The 18,054-nt window shown below is 34.1% G+C and carries 19 protein-coding genes; 8 read left to right on the plus strand and 11 right to left on the minus strand.

Going from position 1 to position 18,054, the window contains the following annotated elements:
• The first annotated feature begins 15 nt into the window (after positions 1-15).
• Positions 16-243 (plus strand): hypothetical protein, encoded by a 228-nt coding sequence (locus BLT84_RS08445; RefSeq protein ID WP_034890132.1) that lies wholly within the window; start codon positions 16-18, stop codon positions 241-243.
• Between the two features lie 5 nt (positions 244-248).
• Entirely contained in the window at positions 249-821 is a 573-nt protein-coding gene (locus BLT84_RS08450; protein WP_091264472.1) for a phosphatase PAP2 family protein, read from the plus strand.
• Here BLT84_RS08450 and BLT84_RS08455 read toward each other — a convergent pair.
• From BLT84_RS08455 to BLT84_RS08465, 3 genes are read right to left on the minus strand one after another with little or no spacing between them, the layout of a single operon-like run.
• Entirely contained in the window at positions 811-2,445 is a 1,635-nt protein-coding gene (locus BLT84_RS08455; RefSeq protein ID WP_091268138.1) for an ArnT family glycosyltransferase, read from the minus strand. The genes BLT84_RS08450 and BLT84_RS08455 overlap by 11 nt on opposite strands.
• A complete protein-coding gene (locus BLT84_RS08460; RefSeq protein WP_091264475.1) occupies positions 2,435-3,067 on the minus strand; it encodes a lipid-A-disaccharide synthase N-terminal domain-containing protein in 633 nt (210 codons plus the stop codon). The genes BLT84_RS08455 and BLT84_RS08460 overlap by 11 nt, the downstream gene beginning before the upstream one ends.
• On the minus strand, positions 3,060-3,776 hold the full coding sequence (locus BLT84_RS08465; protein WP_034890143.1) for a glycosyltransferase: 717 nt from the start codon (positions 3,774-3,776) through the stop codon (positions 3,060-3,062). Before BLT84_RS08465 ends, BLT84_RS08460 begins: the two co-directional genes overlap by 8 nt.
• A gap of 159 nt (positions 3,777-3,935) precedes the next feature.
• On the opposite strand from BLT84_RS08465, the gene BLT84_RS08470 reads away from it, so the two are divergent.
• Positions 3,936-4,877: an NAD-dependent epimerase/dehydratase family protein gene (locus BLT84_RS08470; RefSeq protein WP_091264479.1), complete on the plus strand. Its 942-nt coding sequence runs from the start codon at positions 3,936-3,938 to the stop codon at positions 4,875-4,877.
• On the opposite strand, the gene meaB is transcribed toward BLT84_RS08470, so the two are convergent.
• Positions 4,872-5,957 (minus strand): methylmalonyl Co-A mutase-associated GTPase MeaB, encoded by a 1,086-nt coding sequence (gene meaB / locus BLT84_RS08475; RefSeq protein WP_091264483.1) that lies wholly within the window; start codon positions 5,955-5,957, stop codon positions 4,872-4,874. The two genes, BLT84_RS08470 and meaB, sit on opposite strands and share 6 nt — an antisense overlap.
• A gap of 102 nt (positions 5,958-6,059) precedes the next feature.
• On the opposite strand from meaB, the gene BLT84_RS08480 reads away from it, so the two are divergent.
• The gene (locus BLT84_RS08480; RefSeq protein WP_034890152.1) at positions 6,060-6,491 is read left to right on the plus strand and encodes an organic hydroperoxide resistance protein; all 432 of its coding nucleotides are present in this window, start codon (positions 6,060-6,062) and stop codon (positions 6,489-6,491) included.
• A gap of 13 nt (positions 6,492-6,504) precedes the next feature.
• Here the strand turns inward: BLT84_RS08480 and BLT84_RS08485 are convergent, their stop codons facing one another.
• Positions 6,505-7,095, minus strand: coding sequence for a DUF2911 domain-containing protein (locus BLT84_RS08485; RefSeq protein WP_091264486.1), 591 nt, complete (start codon positions 7,093-7,095; stop codon positions 6,505-6,507).
• A 186-nt stretch (positions 7,096-7,281) separates the two neighbouring features.
• Here BLT84_RS08485 and BLT84_RS08490 point away from each other — a divergent pair, with 186 nt between their 5' ends.
• From BLT84_RS08490 to BLT84_RS08505, 4 genes are read left to right on the plus strand one after another with little or no spacing between them, the layout of a single operon-like run.
• The gene (locus tag BLT84_RS08490; RefSeq protein WP_091264489.1) at positions 7,282-7,830 is read left to right on the plus strand and encodes an RNA polymerase sigma factor; all 549 of its coding nucleotides are present in this window, start codon (positions 7,282-7,284) and stop codon (positions 7,828-7,830) included.
• Entirely contained in the window at positions 7,814-8,410 is a 597-nt protein-coding gene (locus BLT84_RS08495; protein ID WP_091264493.1) for a hypothetical protein, read from the plus strand. Before BLT84_RS08490 ends, BLT84_RS08495 begins: the two co-directional genes overlap by 17 nt.
• Entirely contained in the window at positions 8,391-9,776 is a 1,386-nt protein-coding gene (locus BLT84_RS08500) for a hypothetical protein (protein ID WP_091264497.1), read from the plus strand. The genes BLT84_RS08495 and BLT84_RS08500 overlap by 20 nt, the downstream gene beginning before the upstream one ends.
• 25 nt (positions 9,777-9,801) lie before the next feature.
• Positions 9,802-10,494: a peptidoglycan DD-metalloendopeptidase family protein gene (locus tag BLT84_RS08505; protein ID WP_091264500.1), complete on the plus strand. Its 693-nt coding sequence runs from the start codon at positions 9,802-9,804 to the stop codon at positions 10,492-10,494.
• A gap of 4 nt (positions 10,495-10,498) precedes the next feature.
• On the opposite strand, the gene BLT84_RS08510 is transcribed toward BLT84_RS08505, so the two are convergent.
• The 6 genes from BLT84_RS08510 to BLT84_RS08535 all read right to left on the minus strand — a co-directional run bounded on the left by BLT84_RS08510 (position 10,499) and on the right by BLT84_RS08535 (position 17,570).
• Positions 10,499-10,993: a DUF4199 domain-containing protein gene (locus tag BLT84_RS08510; RefSeq protein WP_091264504.1), complete on the minus strand. Its 495-nt coding sequence runs from the start codon at positions 10,991-10,993 to the stop codon at positions 10,499-10,501.
• Between the two features lie 285 nt (positions 10,994-11,278).
• Positions 11,279-14,644, minus strand: coding sequence for a preprotein translocase subunit SecA (gene secA / locus BLT84_RS08515; RefSeq protein ID WP_091264507.1), 3,366 nt, complete (start codon positions 14,642-14,644; stop codon positions 11,279-11,281).
• 88 nt (positions 14,645-14,732) lie between these two features.
• Positions 14,733-14,954, minus strand: a complete 222-nt coding sequence (locus BLT84_RS08520; RefSeq protein ID WP_006989959.1) for a DUF2795 domain-containing protein — start codon at positions 14,952-14,954, stop codon at positions 14,733-14,735.
• A 150-nt stretch (positions 14,955-15,104) separates the two neighbouring features.
• Complete coding sequence (locus BLT84_RS08525; RefSeq protein WP_091264511.1) at positions 15,105-15,680, minus strand: cob(I)yrinic acid a,c-diamide adenosyltransferase; 576 nt, start codon at positions 15,678-15,680, stop codon at positions 15,105-15,107.
• A 358-nt stretch (positions 15,681-16,038) separates the two neighbouring features.
• The gene (locus BLT84_RS08530) at positions 16,039-16,746 is read right to left on the minus strand and encodes an ABC transporter ATP-binding protein (protein WP_034890182.1); all 708 of its coding nucleotides are present in this window, start codon (positions 16,744-16,746) and stop codon (positions 16,039-16,041) included.
• Between the two features lie 53 nt (positions 16,747-16,799).
• A complete protein-coding gene (locus BLT84_RS08535; RefSeq protein ID WP_091264515.1) occupies positions 16,800-17,570 on the minus strand; it encodes an O-methyltransferase in 771 nt (256 codons plus the stop codon).
• Positions 17,571-18,054 lie beyond the last annotated feature (484 nt).

Raw genomic sequence — 18,054 nt, forward strand, 5'->3', positions numbered from 1 at the left:
ATTAAAATTAATACTATGGACTTTCCAAAATTCTTATTAGGAGACAATACAGATTTTCCCGACGCTATATTTGTTGTACACACAGAGTATCCAAGATTTATAATTAATCTTCAGGATGATGAAGTAGAATGGTTAGAAGATTTCGATCAAAGCGATGAAAAAGAATTAGCTACAGAGGCAGAAGATCTTATCACTCAGGCTAATGAATTCTATGATAGAGAGGTGTCTAGATACGACGATTAAGCTCCATGTTAGAAAAAATTATAGCTTTAGATCAGGAGTTATTCCTTTATTTAAATAATTTGGGTAGTTCCACCTGGGATCCATTCTGGTTATTAATTACAGATAAATGGACCTCAATTCCTCTTTACGCTATTTTACTTTACCTTATCTATAGAAACTTCGGGCTCAAGGGAACGCTTTTAAGCATAGTAATGGTGGCATTGCTTATAGCATCTACAGATCAGTTAGCTAATGTATTTAAGCACGGCTTTCAACGCCCTAGGCCTTGTGGTCAAGATGGAGTGATGGAGTATGCAAGGTTTATAGCAGTGCGTTGTGGTAGGTACGGTTATTTTTCTGCACACGCCTCAAGTTCTATGGGGTTAGCAATTTTTATGAGTCTAATTTTAGATAAATATTATAAACACCTAACTTCATTATTAATGATCTGGGTAATCTTAGTGACCTACAGTAGAATTTATGTAGGGGTTCATTATCCTTTAGATGTGTTAACCGGTGGTTTAATTGGAGCGCTACTAGGCTATTTGTTCTATAAAATACACTGTTATTTAATGAGGTATTTTAATCTTACTTCTTAGTAGCAATATAAAAATTTCGTATTAACCTTACATTATTACCTTTGGAGATAGCGGGATTTAAATTTAAGGTATCAACAAATCTTAGTTGATACTTTTCAAATCTTGATCTCCACTCTGGTGTAGATTCTTCATTTACTAAGATTCCAAATTCTTTTTCTGAGGGAAGATCATCTCCATATTCTTCAATAGACAGGGGGATTGGTTTCCCATATGTAAAGATCAATTCAGGAAAAAGGCCGCTAACATCATACATATTAAGATCATTCTCTTCAATATAAGATCTAATTTGGGCAACATTTGGAGAATTTCTTTCAGGAGCTATTAATTTTAAAAGCGGAAATCCAAACGAAAGTATTCCTACGATCATCAATACTTGAAGAGAAAATAGCAATTTCATATCTGTTTTAGTAATTCCGTAGACAAACAGTATTCCTAAGGCTACTAGAAAAATAGAGAATAGGAGGTATTGATATTTCATTTCCCAAATAGTTTCTTTTAATCCGAAATACAAAAGAAAAGGAAGCGCAAATGAAACCAGTGTTAAAACTCCAAAATTTAACCAAACTGGGATTTTTTCTAATTTGCTGAAGTTATCTTTAAAATTCCTAATAGCATACTCCACATAAAAGCTAGTTGCCATTGCTAGCGGAATTAATACAGGAAGTAGATATCTGCTTTTTTTCTCCGGAATAATAGACAATAAGATCACAGAAAAGATAGTCCATAGAAAATAAAATCTGTAGGCTTTAAAATTTGAAACTCTGGGTTTTAAATACCAATAAAATAATGACATTAGAGCAGGAATGGTCCATATTCCACTTTGAGTAAAAAAGCTCCAGTAATACCATATTGGTCTCACATTATAACTAAACCATCGGGTACTCTCTGTATTAGCAACTTCTGCAAAAGCTTCCGGGTCATAATAATGAGCAATCGCTGTCCACCACGTTCCTGAAATTAGTCCTACAACAATGAACAACGAAATTGATTTCCAAAGAGCAGGAGAGGTTTTAAATTTATAGGTGATCGCGTATGCAACTAAAAAAGGCAAAAACAATGCATATAAAGAAACCGGGCCTTTACTTAGTAAGGAAGCACCAAAGAAGAGGCCTGCCAATAGTGCATTTTGGTATTGATGTTTTTCTAGCTCTATCATCTTTATAAAGAAATAACAGCAAGCCACCATAAAACTATGGGTAAAGATGTCCCATTGTCCATCTCTTCCAGAAAATACAATATAAAAAGAAGTCATTAAGATCAAACTCCCTAAAAACGCAGTATACTTTTTAATGTTTAGTTTAAGTTGAAGTTTATAAAACATTATTACCATAAAAATTGAGACCAGAGCAGCAGGTAATCTATAGGCAAAAACGTTTTTTATTCCGAAGATAGATGCAGAAATAGCCGTGAGCCAGGTTGGTAGTGGTGGCTTCTCATACCTAGGCATAAGATCTATAGTGGTAAATATCCAGTTATTATGGGTAAGCATTTCACGGGCAGTAATAAAATTACGAGCTTCCATGATATTGATATATAACGCATCTAAATTCAGTATAAATACCAGGCATCCAACAACTATTAGTATGGGCAGATAGTACGGTTTTAATTGAATTTTATGAAGCATGATTTTTTTCTCTTCTACTAATAATAATATTTCTAGCATACACCACACTTCCCATAATATGTCCTATAAAAAGTACAGGGTCTCTTCTAATAATGGCATAGGTTAGTACCATAAGTGCTCCTGTAAGACTTAAGATCCAAAATCCTAACGGTAAGATGGAAGATTTCATCCTTTCAGAATATATCCACTGATATATAAAGCGGAGGTTAAATATAATCTGTGCGGTAGAGCCCAGAATTAATAACCATAACGGAATATTCTCATTATTGAATAATTTATGAATGTCGAGAATATTATTATTGTAAGAATATATAACTATGAAGATAGGAAAGACATGTAGGAAAAACTTTAATGCTGTTGGAATCTTTTTCCAGTCTCCTTGTAATTGAATGTTTCTAATATAAATATAATAGGTAATTGCCTGTCCCAGCATAATCGAGAAATCTTCTCGTAGATATCCGTAAACAAAGAGTAGAAAAGAAGCAAATAGGCTAAATTGCCAAAATAGAGCAGGGGTTATTACTTTCTTTTCCTTTTCTGAGACTAACCACTGTTGAATTAATCTGGCGGAAAATAAAATTTGTGCAGCAAATCCAATACTATAAATCTGCCAACTACTCATCCTTTTTAATTACCTTATAATTGATGTAGTTTCTCTTCATCCATAAGTAGGCAAAACAATCTAATAATGGTCCTACTAGTCTATTCATAAGATGAAACTTAGCTTCTCCCGCAATTCTAGGATAATGACGCACAGAAACCTGTATTATCTTTCCGCCTTGAAGCTCGATCATTGCTGGTAAGAATCTATGTAATCCTTTAAACATTGGAATTCTTTTTGCATAATCTGCTCTTATCACTTTTAACGGACAGCCAGTATCATCCATTCCATCATGGGTAAAACTTCTTCTAATCCCATTAGCAATTGTAGAAGACATATTCTTAACAAAAGAATCTTTTCTATTATCTCTTAATCCGGTAACTAGATCATATTCTTCAATATGAGGCAGAAGGATATTAAAATCTTCCGGATCTGTTTGTAGATCAGAATCTATATAGCCAATAAGAGGGGTTTTGGCATAATCGAATCCTGCTTTTATAGCGGCACTCAGTCCTCTGTTCTTATCAAAAGATATAAAATGCATAGCTTCATTTCGCTTACAGATATCTTCAATGAAATTAAGGCTATTATCAATAGAACCATCGTTTACATAAAGAATACAGGTTTTTTTGATGGCAATATCTATATAAGCTGCAAGGTGCTTTTCTACTCTTAAGAGGTTGTCTTCCTCATTATAAAGCGGCACAATGATAGTAAATTCGTAATCCATAAAATGTTTATTCGTTGCAAATGTATTAATTCTGAAGCATAAAGCACCCTATAATTACAGCTCAAAATTGGGAAATGTTTAAAGAATGATTGTAATTTGCACTCGAAACTTCTTCTAAGTCTTATAACTGATTTCTGAATTTAAAATTTTACGGGAAATATGAATGTATTAGTAACTGGGGCCGCAGGATTTATTGGCTCTCATATGTCAGAAAGATTGCATAAGAATGGGTTTAACGTAACAGGAGTAGATAATTTTTCTCCATATTACGATGTCTCATTAAAAGAACTAAATGCAAAGGAACTTAGAGATAAAGGTATAGTACTACATAATATAGAGCTAAGAGATAAGACTCAAATTTCAGAACTTGCTACAGACTTCGATTTTATATTTCACTTTGCTGCGCAACCAGGAATATCGGTTACCAGTTCTTTTGAAGATTATTTGTCTAACAATATCGTCGCAACTCAAAACCTAATTGAGTTTTCAAAGAGAAATTCTAACCTCAAACATTTTTTTAATATAGGAACTTCCTCAATTTATGGACTTGAGGCTACTTTTCCGGAATCTGTAGCGCCAAATCCTGCATCTCACTATGGAGTTACTAAATTGGGAGCAGAACAACTGGTACTCGCAGAATCTCGAACTAAAAAATTAAATGGAAGTTCTTACCGATTATATTCGGTTTATGGGCCTAGAGAACGTCCGGATAAACTTTATACAAAATTGATTTCCTGCGCTTACAATAATAAGGCTTTTCCATTATTTGAAGGTAGTAGTGAACATTTAAGGAGTTTTACCTATGTGGGTGATATTATAGATGGTTTAATGAGTGCTTTAGAAAATCATGAAAAATTAATAGGTGAGATCATTAATATTGGAACAGAAGAAGAAAGAAGTACCCAAGAAGGAATAGACCTGGTAGAAGAATTATTACATACTAAGATAGCTTTGGAAATTAAGCCACAACGCCCAAGCGATCAATGGAGAACCTTAGCGAATATAGATAAGGCTAAAAAACTCTTGAATTATAATCCCACCACCACTTTAAAAGAAGGATTAAAACTGCAAATAGAATGGTATAGATCTAATTTTTTATAGGTCTTTATATCTTTGCAAAAGATAATTGGCAGCAACAAAAGGTGTGGTCTCATTATTTTCTATGGCATTTAATTGATCTTGCAATGCGGTTTTTATCACAGGGTTCTTGTAAAATCTATTTTTTAGATGCTCATTAATGGTTTGTACTAGCCAGAATTTATTCTGCTCATGCCTATTCTTTTCAAAGTAACCATTGTTGCTGGTTAGAGTTTTATATTCTTTAATTAGCTCCCATATTTCATCTACACCGGTTTTGTTCAAGGCGCTACATAGGAGAACCTTAGGCTGCCAATCACTTTGCTTAGGTGGATAAAGATGTAAAGCTCTTTTAAAGTCTAATCTGGCCTCTCGTGCAGCTTTTTGATTTTCTCCATCTGCTTTATTAATAACGATGGCATCTGCCATTTCAATTATCCCTCTTTTAATTCCCTGTAGTTCATCTCCGGCACCTGCTAATTTCAGCAATAGAAAGAAGTCTGTCATACTATGTACTGTGGTTTCGCTTTGGCCAACACCAACGGTCTCTATCAAAATTACATCAAATCCAGCAGCTTCGCATAGAATGATGCTCTCTCTTGTTTTTCTTGCCACACCTCCTAATGAATCTCCGGAAGGAGAAGGCCTAATAAATGCATTTTCTTTTGTGACCAGGTTTTCCATCCTAGTCTTATCTCCTAAAATACTACCATGAGATAACGTACTACTTGGATCTACGGCTAGTACGGCAACTTTTTTACCTTGTTCTACCAAAAAACTCCCCAATGCCTCTATAAAAGTACTTTTACCAACTCCGGGTACCCCGGTTATTCCAATTCGTATAGATTTATGAGCATATGGTAAGCAAGATTCAATAAGTTTTTCTGCTCTATGTTGATGATTGGTTTGATTGCTTTCTACCAGCGTTATTCCTTTTCCAAGCGCAGTTTTATTCCCTTCTATAAGTTTTTGAAATAATTCTTCGTGAGAATAGATCTTCTTACGGGAAGCCTTGATCCTACTAATAGAATCAGGGTTTATCTTGGGTGATGAAGGAGTACTTTCAGACTGATTTAATGCGGAATTAGTTGGCTTTTTGGTCAAAATTAAATCAAGATTTATGACAAATTTATGAATAGTTCTATGGGAAAAATACCCTTTAGTAGTATCTTCAAATTTAAATAAAATTAATCAAAAATAAAGAAGATGAAGGTATTGTATAAAGCTAAGGCAACTACAGAAGGTGGACGTGATGGTCATGTAAAGACAGATGATGGTGTTCTAGACATGAACTTAAGTTTAGCAAAAGGTTTAGGTGGAAAAGGTGGTGATGGAACTAATCCTGAACAACTTTTTGCAGCTGGATATTCTGCTTGTTATGGAAGTGCTTTACAATTAGTGGCTAAAAATCATAAAGTAGATCTAGGTGAAGATTTTAGTGTTTCTGCTACCGTAAAATTAGGAACTAACGAAGAAGGAGGATTAGATCTTGCCGTTATTTTAGATTCTTATTTACCAGGAGTAGATGTTGAAACAGGAGAGAAACTAGTGAATGAAGCTCATGAGATCTGTCCTTATTCTAGAGCAACTAGAGATAATATAGATGTTACTTTAAATTTAATGCTAGACGAGGAGTAGGCATATTGAAATATTAGTGATAGGAAAGAGGCGTCTTGGATGCCTCTTTTTCTTTTATAATAGGCACGCGAATTTTAGTATAATCCCAACTTAATGTTAGATCTACAAAATCATGATCTTTTTCAAAATATATGCTGAATTGTTCTAGAGGCTCCGCAATTTGCTCGGTAGGAATTTCAATAACCAATACGTCAAATTCAGGTTCTCTATAAGGTTGTTTGTCTAAATTTATTCCCCACGGATACATTTTTGAGTTAAAAATGACTTTCCATGAATTTTCCATAGGGATCGTCCAAAGTGTATATTTTCCGGATTCTAATATAGAGCCATCTACAATTAAATCTTCATTAGTACTAAAGGTAGTAGCTTCATTTGCACCTGTACGCCAAACTTCTCCATAAGGTATTAAACCTCCAAATATCTTTCTATTCTTCTTATAGGGTCTATTATAAAACACTTCAAGCTCCAGAGAGTTGTCTTCATACGTAATTGTTTCTTCAGGGCTATAGGCTTTGGTTGCATATCTGTCATAAAATAGCTTACCAAGTACTATCAACATTATAATTACCAAGATCTTTAAACCTAATAATATATTCTTTTTCATGGTCTTAATCTAATCAAATATATTGATCATCTCCTATCAAATTACAAAAATGGCGCCAAATGAATATTAGGTCTTGCTACTATTGGTGCTCCAATTGAATTATTTTCATCTAAAAATGAATAAATTTTGCAACATCGTATATTTAAGCTCGTCTTTATGATAACAACCAACTAACTAAAATCAATTTTGTTAACACATCAGCTCATTCAGGATTGTCGTGCCAATAACAGAAAAGCACAGGTAAAGCTTTATAATAAGTATTGTGAGGGTATGTTTATTGTGGCACACAGATTTTTGAAAGATTCTTTTGAAGCTGAAGATGCAATGCAGGAGGCATTTATAAAAGCCTTTTTAAAATTACATCAGTTTGAAGGGGAGGTGACTTTTGGTGCGTGGTTAAAAAAGATCGTGATCAATAAATGCATTGATAAGCTTAAAGCTAAGAAAATGGAATTGATAGCTCTTAATGAGCAAACAATGGAGGTTGTAGATAATGATGATACAAATTGGCAAATTCAGGATGGTATAACCATAGATATGGTTACTAACAGTATAGAGATGTTACCAGAAAAATACAAATATCCTCTTATGCTCTTTTTGATAGAGGGTTATGATCATCAGGAGATATCAGAAATATTAAAAATATCTGGAGTAGCATCCAGAACCTTGGTACATCGAGGTAAGAAAAAGTTACAAGAAGAATTAAAATCAATTAAAGATGGCACAGGATATTAGAGAGATGTTCAAGAATGGATCTCTGGCTAAGGAGCGTTTGGAGAAAGGACATCATAAAAGATTTGAAAGAAAACTGGATAAGGAATTCGGCAAGGAAAAAGAACATAATAGCTTCTTATTTTTTAAGGTAGCAGCAATTTTTATAATTGCCATAGGAGTAGCATTTTTCTATTTTAATAGTAAAAATACGCCAACAGAAAATAAGATGGTAAATACTCCAGATGTAGAGAAAACTAACTCGGTACAGAAAAAGGATAATATTCAACTTAGTGAGATCTCTCCGGAATTTGAAAAAATTGAGAACTATTATCTGGCTGGTATCAATTTGGAATTAGCCAAACTAGAAATAAATGCAGATAATAAGCTTTTGATAGATTCTTTTATGGTAGAATTATCAGAATTGGATAAAGAATATCAGCGCTTAAATCAGGATCTGAATGAGACCGGCATTAATGAACAGACCGTACAAGCTATGATCAATAACTTACAATTAAGGCTCGAATTGCTATTTAAGCTTAAAAATAAACTGAGTGATCTTAAGAAATCAAAAAGTATTACCTATGAAAATGCACAAATATAATATAGCCCTCTTATTTTTATTAATTGTGAGCAATATCACATTGGCTCAAACTAGAAAGCTTGATAAAAGTTATAACGTAAATAATGATGTTGTAATAAAGATCAATTCTAAGCATACTAATTTATTAGTAGAGAGTTGGGATAAGAATGTAGTTTCTGTAGAAGCGTATTTAAATTCAGAAAAATTAAATAAGGAAGAGACTAAAAAACTTCTTAATGAATGGAATCTTTCTGCTACCGGAAATACTGGTGAAGTTGTGATTAATTCTTCTGGAGGAATGTCTGTTGGGCCAGATATAAATATGGAAGGTATAACTGGTTCTATAGGAGAATTGCAAAATTTGATAGGTCCAATGGTAACAGATCTTATTGGTCCAATACTTAATGATATGCCTATTCCTAAACTGCCTTCAGAATTTTATTCTAAAATGGGAAAGCTCAATTTTGATTATCAGGCGTACCAGAAAGATGGAGAGAAATATATGAAGAAATGGGAAAAGCAGGTGGAGAATAATTTTGGAGATGATTTTCAGAAATCTATGGAAGAGTGGGGAAAGCAGTTTGAAAAGAATGCAGAAGTATGGGAAGCTCAAATTGAAAAGAATTCTGAGGGATTAGAAAAGAAATTTGAAGCAGACATGGAGAAGTGGGGAGAAAACTTTGGCAAAAGAATGGAAATATGGGGTAACAACTTCGAGAGAAAAATGGAAGGGAAAGAAGATGTGAAGCTTTATCTTAATGAGATGTTTTCCAACAATTCTTCTAAAGCCATAAGAACAATTAAACTAAGAGTACCTAAAAATGCAGTTTTAAAATTAGATGTACGCCACGGTGATGTGATCTTAGATCGAAAAACCAACAATTTAAAGGCTACTCTCTCTCATAGCAACTTTAAAGCAACAACCATAGATGGAGAAAAAACAGAAGTAAAAGCTTCTTATACACCTATAAATGTTGGATCATGGAATTATGGAATTTTAAATACCAGCTATGTGAACGATTGCCGAATTAACAATGTGAGAAGCATTAAATTGATCTCAAGCTCTAGTGATGTTGTTATAGGTGAAATATCCCAAACAGGTATTCTATCTGGTAATTTTGGAAAATTGAGAATAGATAAAATCTCCTCCGGTTTTAAAAATTTGGATATAAGTGTGGATAATAGTGAGCTAGAATTAAGTTTACCTGCAACAGCTACCAGTTTTAATTACAACGGAACTCAAAGTGAGATCTCTTATCCTAAGATTAATACCGTGAAATCTACCAAGTCTTATGACAATTTAAGTCTAAATGGTTTTTATAAAAATCAGAGCTCTTCATCCTTAATATCAATTAAAGCAAGATTTAGCGAAGTTGTAGTAAAATAAGTTATTTTTGAAAAAAAATGATCTTATGTCCACTACCAATTTTGCAGAGTTCATCTCAGAGTGCTCCAAAAACTTTACGCCAGTTATAGACACTATCTTCGTGAAAAAGGATTTTGAGCATATAGATCTTTCTCATGTAAGCGAGGAGTTAAAAGAGATCAAGATCCCTTCTTCTGTGATTCTTCAGGGTAAGATAGAAGAATATCTTGCTAAGCGCAAAAAAAAGGTAGCTTTTGGTGGGTATGACGAGCAAAGGAATCTGTATGAGCGTAGTGTTATATTTAATGACGATAAAGCAGCGGTTAATAGAAATATTCATATAGGTTTAGATCTATGGTGTGCAGCAGGTACAGCTGTTATTGCTCCCTTAGATGGAACAGTTCATAGCTTTAATGACAATTTAGGATTTGGTAATTATGGACCTACAATCATTTTAGAACATATTATAGATGAGCGTACCTTTTATACACTTTATGGGCATCTATCCAGACCCTCTATTAAAAATCTGGTTTTCGGTCAGATTGTAGAGGCAGGAGATAAAATTGCGGTTTTAGGTTCTCACAAGGTAAATGGAGATTACGCTCCTCATTTACACTTTCAGATCATAGAAGATCTACAAGGGTTTAATGGTGATTATCCCGGAGTAGTTGCTGCGGCAGATCTAGAATTCTACTTAAAGAATTGCCCAGATCCAAATTTGCTTTTAAAAATTAATTGATCATTTAAGCTTCAACCGCCTGATTTTTACTTTTTACAAACCAAGCTACTAAGGCAGAAGTTACTACGCCCATGGCTAAAGCAGAAAATACTACTTGGATCATCGTAGATTTAAGATTGTAAAACGCTTCTGCTTGTTCTCGCGTCATGGCGCTATTTTCAGAAATATAAGTTATCATATTGCTGAAGTAATTCGGGCTTATGTATACGCTAGTAATGTATTGAGATAAAGGAGACAATAACGCTACTACAATTGTAATTACTACTCCAGCAACAAAGCCTTGCTTCCAATCCATAACTCCATTATAATAATTCTTCTTTTTATCTCGCAGTCCGAGAAAATAAATAAAGACCGCTATAAATCCAAACAAGTTACTGTAAATTGCTTGTTGATCTATATGCTCATCATGCCACCCCATCATCTTTTCAAATAAGACCCAGATAAGTCCAACGATTATAAAAATAACACCCCATTTAATTTCAATAGAAAAATTCTTCATTTTATGCAGATTGAATTAGAATGTTAAAATTAGTAAATATTGAGCTATGGGATGATTTTTATCTCCTCTAATAAGATTTTATATTACCACTAAAGACTTAAAAAAATGGTTGTTAATAAATATTAGTTTTTCTTGATCTTATCTTTTTTGTCATTCTATGTGAAGTTAAGAACTATTTGGAGAGTAATGAAATCCATTATTTGAAGTAGTAGAACGGAAATTATGTAAAATAATAAACCCCAAAGCTAGGCTCCGGGGTTTATTCAAATAGAAGTTAAATTTCTCTTATTGCTGATGATCTGTAACCACCCAATCTCCTTTTTCAATTAAGGGAATAGCTTGTTTGTATTTCATGGATTTACTTTCACCACTCATAACATTTTTAAGGGTCACCTTGTCATTTCTATTGATCTTAGGTTGATCTCTAACAATGGTTTCAGTTTTCTGAGGTCTTTGTTGAGTTTGTTGCCCTGCAGCGCGGCTTTGAGCAGCACGTTCATCTAGATTTGGAATTTCTTCTTTAGTAGTTTCCACCTGCTCTCTTCTTTTAACTTGACGAGCTTCCTGAATATTAGAAGTGTTTCCTTCTGGAATTTCTCCTTTGAATAAGAAAGAGATCACATCTTTATTTACCTGATCTATCATGACCTTGAATAATTCAAAAGCTTCAAATTTATAGATCAATAAAGGATCTTTCTGCTCATGAACTGCAAGTTGCACACTTTGCTTTAATTCATCCATTTTGCGCAAATGCGTTTTCCAGGATTCATCAATAATGGCAAGAGTTATATTCTTTTCAAAATCTTTAGTTAATTGCTTTCCTTCAGATTCGTAAGCTTTTTCAAGGTTGGTAACAACCTGTAAGCTTTTGTTCCCATCGGTAAAAGGAACGGAGATTCTTTCAAAATTGTTAGCCGGATCTTCATATACCTGTTTTATGATTGGGAAAGCAGAAACGGCTGTACGCTCCATTTTATCATAATAATGAGCATACGCAGCTTTATAAACTATCCCAGAGATCTTTTGGTCATCCATTTTGGCAAACTCTGTTTCAGAAACAGGAGAGCTCATAGAGAAATATCGAATCAGTTCAAATTCAAAATTCTTATAATCTGCAGCAGATTTGTTAACTTCTACAATAGATTCTACAGTATCAAATATCATATTGGCGATATCTACTTTTAATCTATCTCCAAAAAGAGCATGGTATCTACGTTTATAGATCACTTCTCTTTGCGCGTTCATTACATCATCATATTCCAATAATCTTTTACGAACACCAAAGTTGTTCTCTTCCACTTTTTTCTGAGCTCTTTCAATAGATTTTGAGATCATAGAATGTTGAATAACTTCTCCTTCTTCAAGACCCATTCTATCCATTAATTTGGCAATACGCTCAGAACCAAATAAACGCATCAGATTGTCCTCCAATGAAACATAGAACTGAGAGCTTCCCGGATCTCCTTGACGACCGGCACGACCTCGTAACTGTCTGTCTACACGTCTAGAGTCATGGCGTTCTGTACCAATAATGGCAAGTCCACCATTATCTTTAACTTCTTTGCTCAATTTAATATCGGTACCACGACCTGCCATGTTAGTAGCAATTGTCACAATTCCAGAATTACCTGCTTCCGCAACAATATCTGCTTCTTTCTTATGTAATTTGGCGTTCAATACATTATGCGGAACATTTCTTAATTTAAGCATTCGGCTTAATAATTCTGAAATTTCTACAGAGGTTGTACCTATCAATACTGGTCTACCAGCATTGGAGAGTTCTGTAACTTGTTCTATTACCGCATTAAATTTCTCACGCTTAGTTTTATAAACAAGATCTTCTTTATCAAAACGGGCAATAGGACGGTTGGTTGGAATTTCTACTACATCCAATTTATATATTTCCCATAATTCTCCTGCTTCTGTCACCGCCGTACCTGTCATACCAGATAGTTTTCGGTACATTCTAAAGTAATTCTGAAGAGTAACGGTAGCAAAAGTTTGAGTAGCATCTTCAATCTTTACACTTTCCTTCGCTTCTATAGCTTGGTGTAATCCATCGCTATATCTACGTCCTTCCATGATACGCCCTGTTTGCTCATCAACAATTTTCACTTTATTCTCAATAACCACATACTCAGTATCTTTTTCGAATAAAGTATAAGCTTTAAGCAATTGTCTCATAGTATGAATACGCTCGCTTTTGATGCTATAATCTCTAAAAAGATCTTCTTTCTGTTCTGCTTCTTCTTCTGAAGTAAGGCCTTTATTTTCGATCTTAGCGATCTCCATTCCTATTTCAGGCATCACAAAGAAATCCGGATCATCTTTACCTGAAAGATATTCAACCCCTTTATCGGTAAGATCTATTTGATTATTTTTTTCTTCAATTACAAAATACAGCTCTTCATCAACCTTTGGCATTTCGCGGTTGTTGTCTGACATGTAATGATTTTCAGTCTTTTGAAGTAACTGCTTAATTCCTTCTTCACTCAAAAATTTAATCAGCGCTTTATTTCTAGGAAGTCCTCTGTGTACTCTTAATAATTGAAGTCCACCTTCTTTAGTATCTCCAGAAGCTATCAATTTTTTAGCTTCAGCTAAGGTCTTGTTAAGTTGTTGTCTTTGAACTTCTACTATATTATGAATAGAAGGTTTTAAAACCTCAAACTCATGAATATCACCTTTTGGAATTGGTCCGGAAATAATTAATGGCGTTCTTGCATCATCTACTAATACAGAATCTACCTCATCTACAATTGCATAGTTTGGTGCACGCTGAACGAGATCGTCAGGCGAGTGAGACATATTATCTCTCAAATAATCAAAACCAAATTCGTTGTTAGTTCCGTAAGTAATATCTGAATTATATGCTTTACGTCTAGAAGCAGAATTTGGACGGTGATAATCTATACAATCTACGGTTAACCCATGAAATTGAAATAGTGGAGCCATCCAGGCGCTATCCCTTTTTGCTAAATAATCGTTCACCGTTACTAAGTGAACCCCGTTTCCGGTAAGTGCGTTTAGGTACATTGGTAAGGTAGCAACAAGAGTTTTACCTTCCCCTGTTTGCATTTCAGCAATTTTACCCTGATGCATAGCAACACCACCAATTAACTGAACATCGTAATGAACCATGTCCCAAGTAATAGGTTTTCCTGCTGCATCCCACGAGTTTTTCCAAGTAGCATGATCACCATCAAGAACAACGTAATCTTTTTCTGCAGACAACTCACGGTCATAAGCAGATGCAGTTACTCTTAACTCTGTATTATTTGTAAATCTTTTTGCCGTTTCCTTAATTGTAGCAAAAGCTTGTGGAAGTATTTCATTTAGAACCCCTTCAGAAAGTTCATATAAATTGTCTTTAAGACCATCTATCTCTGCATAGATATCTTCATTTCTGGTAATATCGTCGCTTGCATCTGCTTCTTGGGTAAGGGTGTCTATCTTCTGCCTGACATCTGCTGTAGCATCTGCTATTTGCTTTTTAAAAGAAACAGTCTTTTCTCTTAATTCATCAATGCTTAAGGCTTCAAATTCCTTTTCTAGCGCTTTGATCTTCTCTACAATTGGTTGTATTTCTTTGACGTCTTTTTTGGATTTATCGCCAACGAATACTTTTAATACAGAATCTAAAAAACTCATTGTTTTTCTATTTATTATAGTTCAAATGTACGCAAAAAAAAAGCCTCAAGATTGAGACTTTTACTATTTTACGTTGTGTATATATTATTTAATATTCATCCTCGTTCCAAAGATAATCTTCGTCCGTAGGATAGTCGGGCCAGATCTCTTCGATAGAGTCATAGGAATCTCCTTCATCTTCAATTGACTGCAGGTTTTCTACCACTTCAAGTGGAGCACCTGTTCTAATGGCATAATCTATTAACTCATCTTTTGTTGCCGGCCAGGGAGCATCGCTTAGGTAGGATGCCAATTCTAAAGTCCAATACATTGATTAATCGGGTTTTATTTTTTGCAAAAATAATTTTTTTGTTGTAATGGGCAAGTAAAAAATCTAATAATTCATCATTAATTTTAAGAACATCCTCAAATTTTGTAAAAATTGATAGCTATGATCAAAATATAGAGGTAACGTAGGGACTTAAATATTCTTGGAAGGAATCCACTGAATTTCTTCTGCTTGTACATCTTTTGACAATTTTCGTGCCAGCACAAATAGATAGTCAGATAATCTGTTAAGATATTGTAAAACAAGTTCGTCAAAAGGTTCTAATTCATATAAGGCAGTCGCTAATCGCTCTGCACGTCTACAAACACATCGGGTTATGTGACAGAATGACACTGCTTGATGACCTCCTGGTAAAATAAAATGAGTCATTTCTGGTAAGTCTTCATTCATCTTATCCATTTCAGTTTCTAAGAGCGTAATATCGCCTTCAGTGATCTTTGGAATGTTTAAGCGTTCTTTTCCGCTTTTCAATATTGCTTTTTCCGGGTCTGTTGCCAAAATAGCGCCTAGAGTAAACAATCTATCTTGAATAATATTTAAAATTTCTTTGGTATGCTCATCTGGTTTTTGATCTTTAACAAGGCCAATATAAGAGTTAAGTTCATCTACAGTTCCATAACTTTCTATGCGTATGTGATGTTTGGGAACTCTGGTACCTCCAAATAACGCAGTGGTACCTTTATCTCCGGTTTTAGTATATATCTTCATAATTATTTAGTCTAAAGCTGCTTAATTTCTTGCTGTCTTCAAAGATACAAGAAACCTCAAAGACTAGAAAAGGCATGGAGTGTTTATGTACTAAGGCAAATGCTTTTTCAACTTGATAATCTAGAAGATTAAAGCTGCTAAAGTTCGGTTCGTGAATTTTCTTCCTTTTTACGCTGATTGTATCTATGGCGAAAATTTCTATTTTTTCTGGCTTTCTTGCTTTTTGCGGAGCGATTGGCGTTCCAAATTAAGTAGGCAACAATAAGAATTATGATGCTTAAATACCACCAAGTCTCCCTGTCTAGATCTATCATGATAAGATATGTTTTCTACAAAGTAAGAAATTATCTAAAAATCTCTAAGTATATTGAGGTTTAGTCTTGTCTTTACGTTCATCACTTTCTATAACACCATCTCGTAATCTAATTACTCTGTGAGCATGCTCTGCAATATCTTCTTCGTGAGTTACCAATATTACAGTATTTCCTGCAGCATGAATTTCATCAAATAAGTGCATAATCTCTACAGATGTTTTAGAATCTAAATTCCCTGTAGGTTCATCTGCTAAAATTATAGAGGGCTTATTCACCAAAGCTCGGCCCACAGCCACACGTTGTCTTTGTCCACCAGAAAGTTGGTTGGGTTTATGATCCATTCTATCTGCCAGACCAACATTGGTAAGAACCTCTTCAGCTCTAACTTTTCGTTCTGCTTTGGTAGCACCTGCATAAACCATTGGTAAAGCAACATTTTCTAAAGCTGTAGTTCTTGGTAGTAAGTTGAAGGTTTGAAATACGAAACCAATTTCTTTATTTCTAATCTCCGCAAGATCATCATCAGACATTTTACTAACATCCTTGCCATTTAAAATATAGCTACCTGAAGTAGGTGTGTCTAGACAACCTAAAAGATTCATAAGTGTAGATTTACCAGATCCCGAAGGTCCCATAAATGCTACATATTCTCCTCTTTCTATTTCAAGGTCTATACCTTTTAAAACTTTTATAATCTCTTGTCCCAATGGGAAATCGCGGGTAATACTGTGTAATTCTATAACCTTGCTCATGTGAAAACTTCAGAATTTGAATGTAAATATAGGACGTCAACTTTTAAGATTTGTTACAGCCTTAAAGTAAAATGCTCTTTTTCTTGTTCTTTTCTGAAGAAAACCAGTCCCCAATAATAAGAATCTATGGTAACTCTAACGTTAGGATCTTTTTTAATTATATCCCAGGCTTCTTCCATTTCTTGAGACCAGTGAATATCATCGAAGATAAAAACAGTGTTGTTGTGGGCTTGTGGAAGCAGTTTTTGGAAATATTTTAATGTTGGTTCTTTTTGATGATTTCCATCAAAATATATAAGATCAAAAGATTTTTTAGGAGACAGATTAGTTAGCAATTCATCAAACTCACCTACTTTTATTTTGATGTTGTTCAGATTAAAATCTTTAAAATAGTGTTGTGCAACAGAAGCCGTTTCCGGGCAACCTTCAAAAGTTAAAATATTTGCCTTCGTATCAATGGCCATAGCGGCAGAAGCTAAACCTACAGATGTTCCTAACTCTAATACTTCTTGAATTTCAAGATAATTAATAAGCTTGTTCAAGAGTTTTGCTCTCTTCATTGAGATTCCAGCATTCTTGGTAATAGCAGATACTTGCCTTTTATTAGATTTGAAAACCCGACTCCCGGCGCCAAAATCTTTAACGTTTATGTTCTTTTTATCTTGAAGTAATTTTTTTCTGAATTGTTTCAGCTTTAGAATGGATTCTTTTTTACCTTTTCTATAGAAACATTTTGTAAGAAGTAAATAGACAAAAGGGGAGTGCACCCCATGCTGATTTGTAGATCTTATTAGAAATTTTATGTAGGAAATGAATTGATGCAAGTTTAATTTAGTCTTTAGTATACAGTACAGCGTATTGAGTAAAAAGTATTTAATTAAGTGTATTTTATAGTAAGAACTTATTGTTTTTCTTTAAGAAAAGACCTCTCGACTCCGCTCGAAGGGACAGGTAATTTTCGATTGGCCATAAAAAATAAAATAACCACTTTGCCTTTAATTATTAAGATGCTCAAGATTGCAGTTAAATTAATTAACGTCATCCTGAACTTGTTTCAGGGTTTAAAATTATTTATAACACTTAACGTTTTTTTGTAGCCACCACAAAAAGACCTTTCGACTCCGCTCGAGTGGAAAGGTAATTTTCGGTAGGCCAGTAAAAAATAAAATAACCACTTTCACTTTAATTGTTAGGATACTTGAGGTGATAGTCAATTTAATAAATGCACCTTAGTCATATTCTAACGCATAATATTAAAGTTAAAAATAGCTACTGAAATAAGTTTAGTGTGTCTAAAATAAATTAGGT

The organism is Gillisia sp. Hel1_33_143 (assembly GCF_900104765.1).
Classification (GTDB): domain Bacteria; phylum Bacteroidota; class Bacteroidia; order Flavobacteriales; family Flavobacteriaceae; genus Gillisia.

Bases quoted from the DNA above. Each gene is read 5' to 3' on its own strand.
- BLT84_RS08525 (WP_091264511.1), bottom strand. From the start codon at position 15,680: ATGAAGATATATACTAAAACCGGAGATAAAGGTACCACTGCGTTATTT.
- BLT84_RS08520 (WP_006989959.1), bottom strand. From the start codon at position 14,954: ATGTATTGGACTTTAGAATTGGCATCCTACCTAAGCGATGCTCCCTGG.
- secA (WP_091264507.1), bottom strand. From the start codon at position 14,644: ATGAGTTTTTTAGATTCTGTATTAAAAGTATTCGTTGGCGATAAATCC.
- BLT84_RS08445 (WP_034890132.1), top strand. From the start codon at position 16: ATGGACTTTCCAAAATTCTTATTAGGAGACAATACAGATTTTCCCGAC.
- BLT84_RS08450 (WP_091264472.1), top strand. From the start codon at position 249: ATGTTAGAAAAAATTATAGCTTTAGATCAGGAGTTATTCCTTTATTTA.
- BLT84_RS08495 (WP_091264493.1), top strand. From the start codon at position 7,814: ATGGCACAGGATATTAGAGAGATGTTCAAGAATGGATCTCTGGCTAAG.
- BLT84_RS08470 (WP_091264479.1), top strand. From the start codon at position 3,936: ATGAATGTATTAGTAACTGGGGCCGCAGGATTTATTGGCTCTCATATG.
- BLT84_RS08510 (WP_091264504.1), bottom strand. From the start codon at position 10,993: ATGAAGAATTTTTCTATTGAAATTAAATGGGGTGTTATTTTTATAATC.
- BLT84_RS08460 (WP_091264475.1), bottom strand. From the start codon at position 3,067: ATGAGTAGTTGGCAGATTTATAGTATTGGATTTGCTGCACAAATTTTA.
- BLT84_RS08465 (WP_034890143.1), bottom strand. From the start codon at position 3,776: ATGGATTACGAATTTACTATCATTGTGCCGCTTTATAATGAGGAAGAC.
- BLT84_RS08505 (WP_091264500.1), top strand. From the start codon at position 9,802: ATGTCCACTACCAATTTTGCAGAGTTCATCTCAGAGTGCTCCAAAAAC.
- BLT84_RS08455 (WP_091268138.1), bottom strand. From the start codon at position 2,445: ATGCTTCATAAAATTCAATTAAAACCGTACTATCTGCCCATACTAATA.
- BLT84_RS08480 (WP_034890152.1), top strand. From the start codon at position 6,060: ATGAAGGTATTGTATAAAGCTAAGGCAACTACAGAAGGTGGACGTGAT.
- BLT84_RS08485 (WP_091264486.1), bottom strand. From the start codon at position 7,095: ATGAAAAAGAATATATTATTAGGTTTAAAGATCTTGGTAATTATAATG.
- BLT84_RS08500 (WP_091264497.1), top strand. From the start codon at position 8,391: ATGAAAATGCACAAATATAATATAGCCCTCTTATTTTTATTAATTGTG.
- BLT84_RS08530 (WP_034890182.1), bottom strand. From the start codon at position 16,746: ATGAGCAAGGTTATAGAATTACACAGTATTACCCGCGATTTCCCATTG.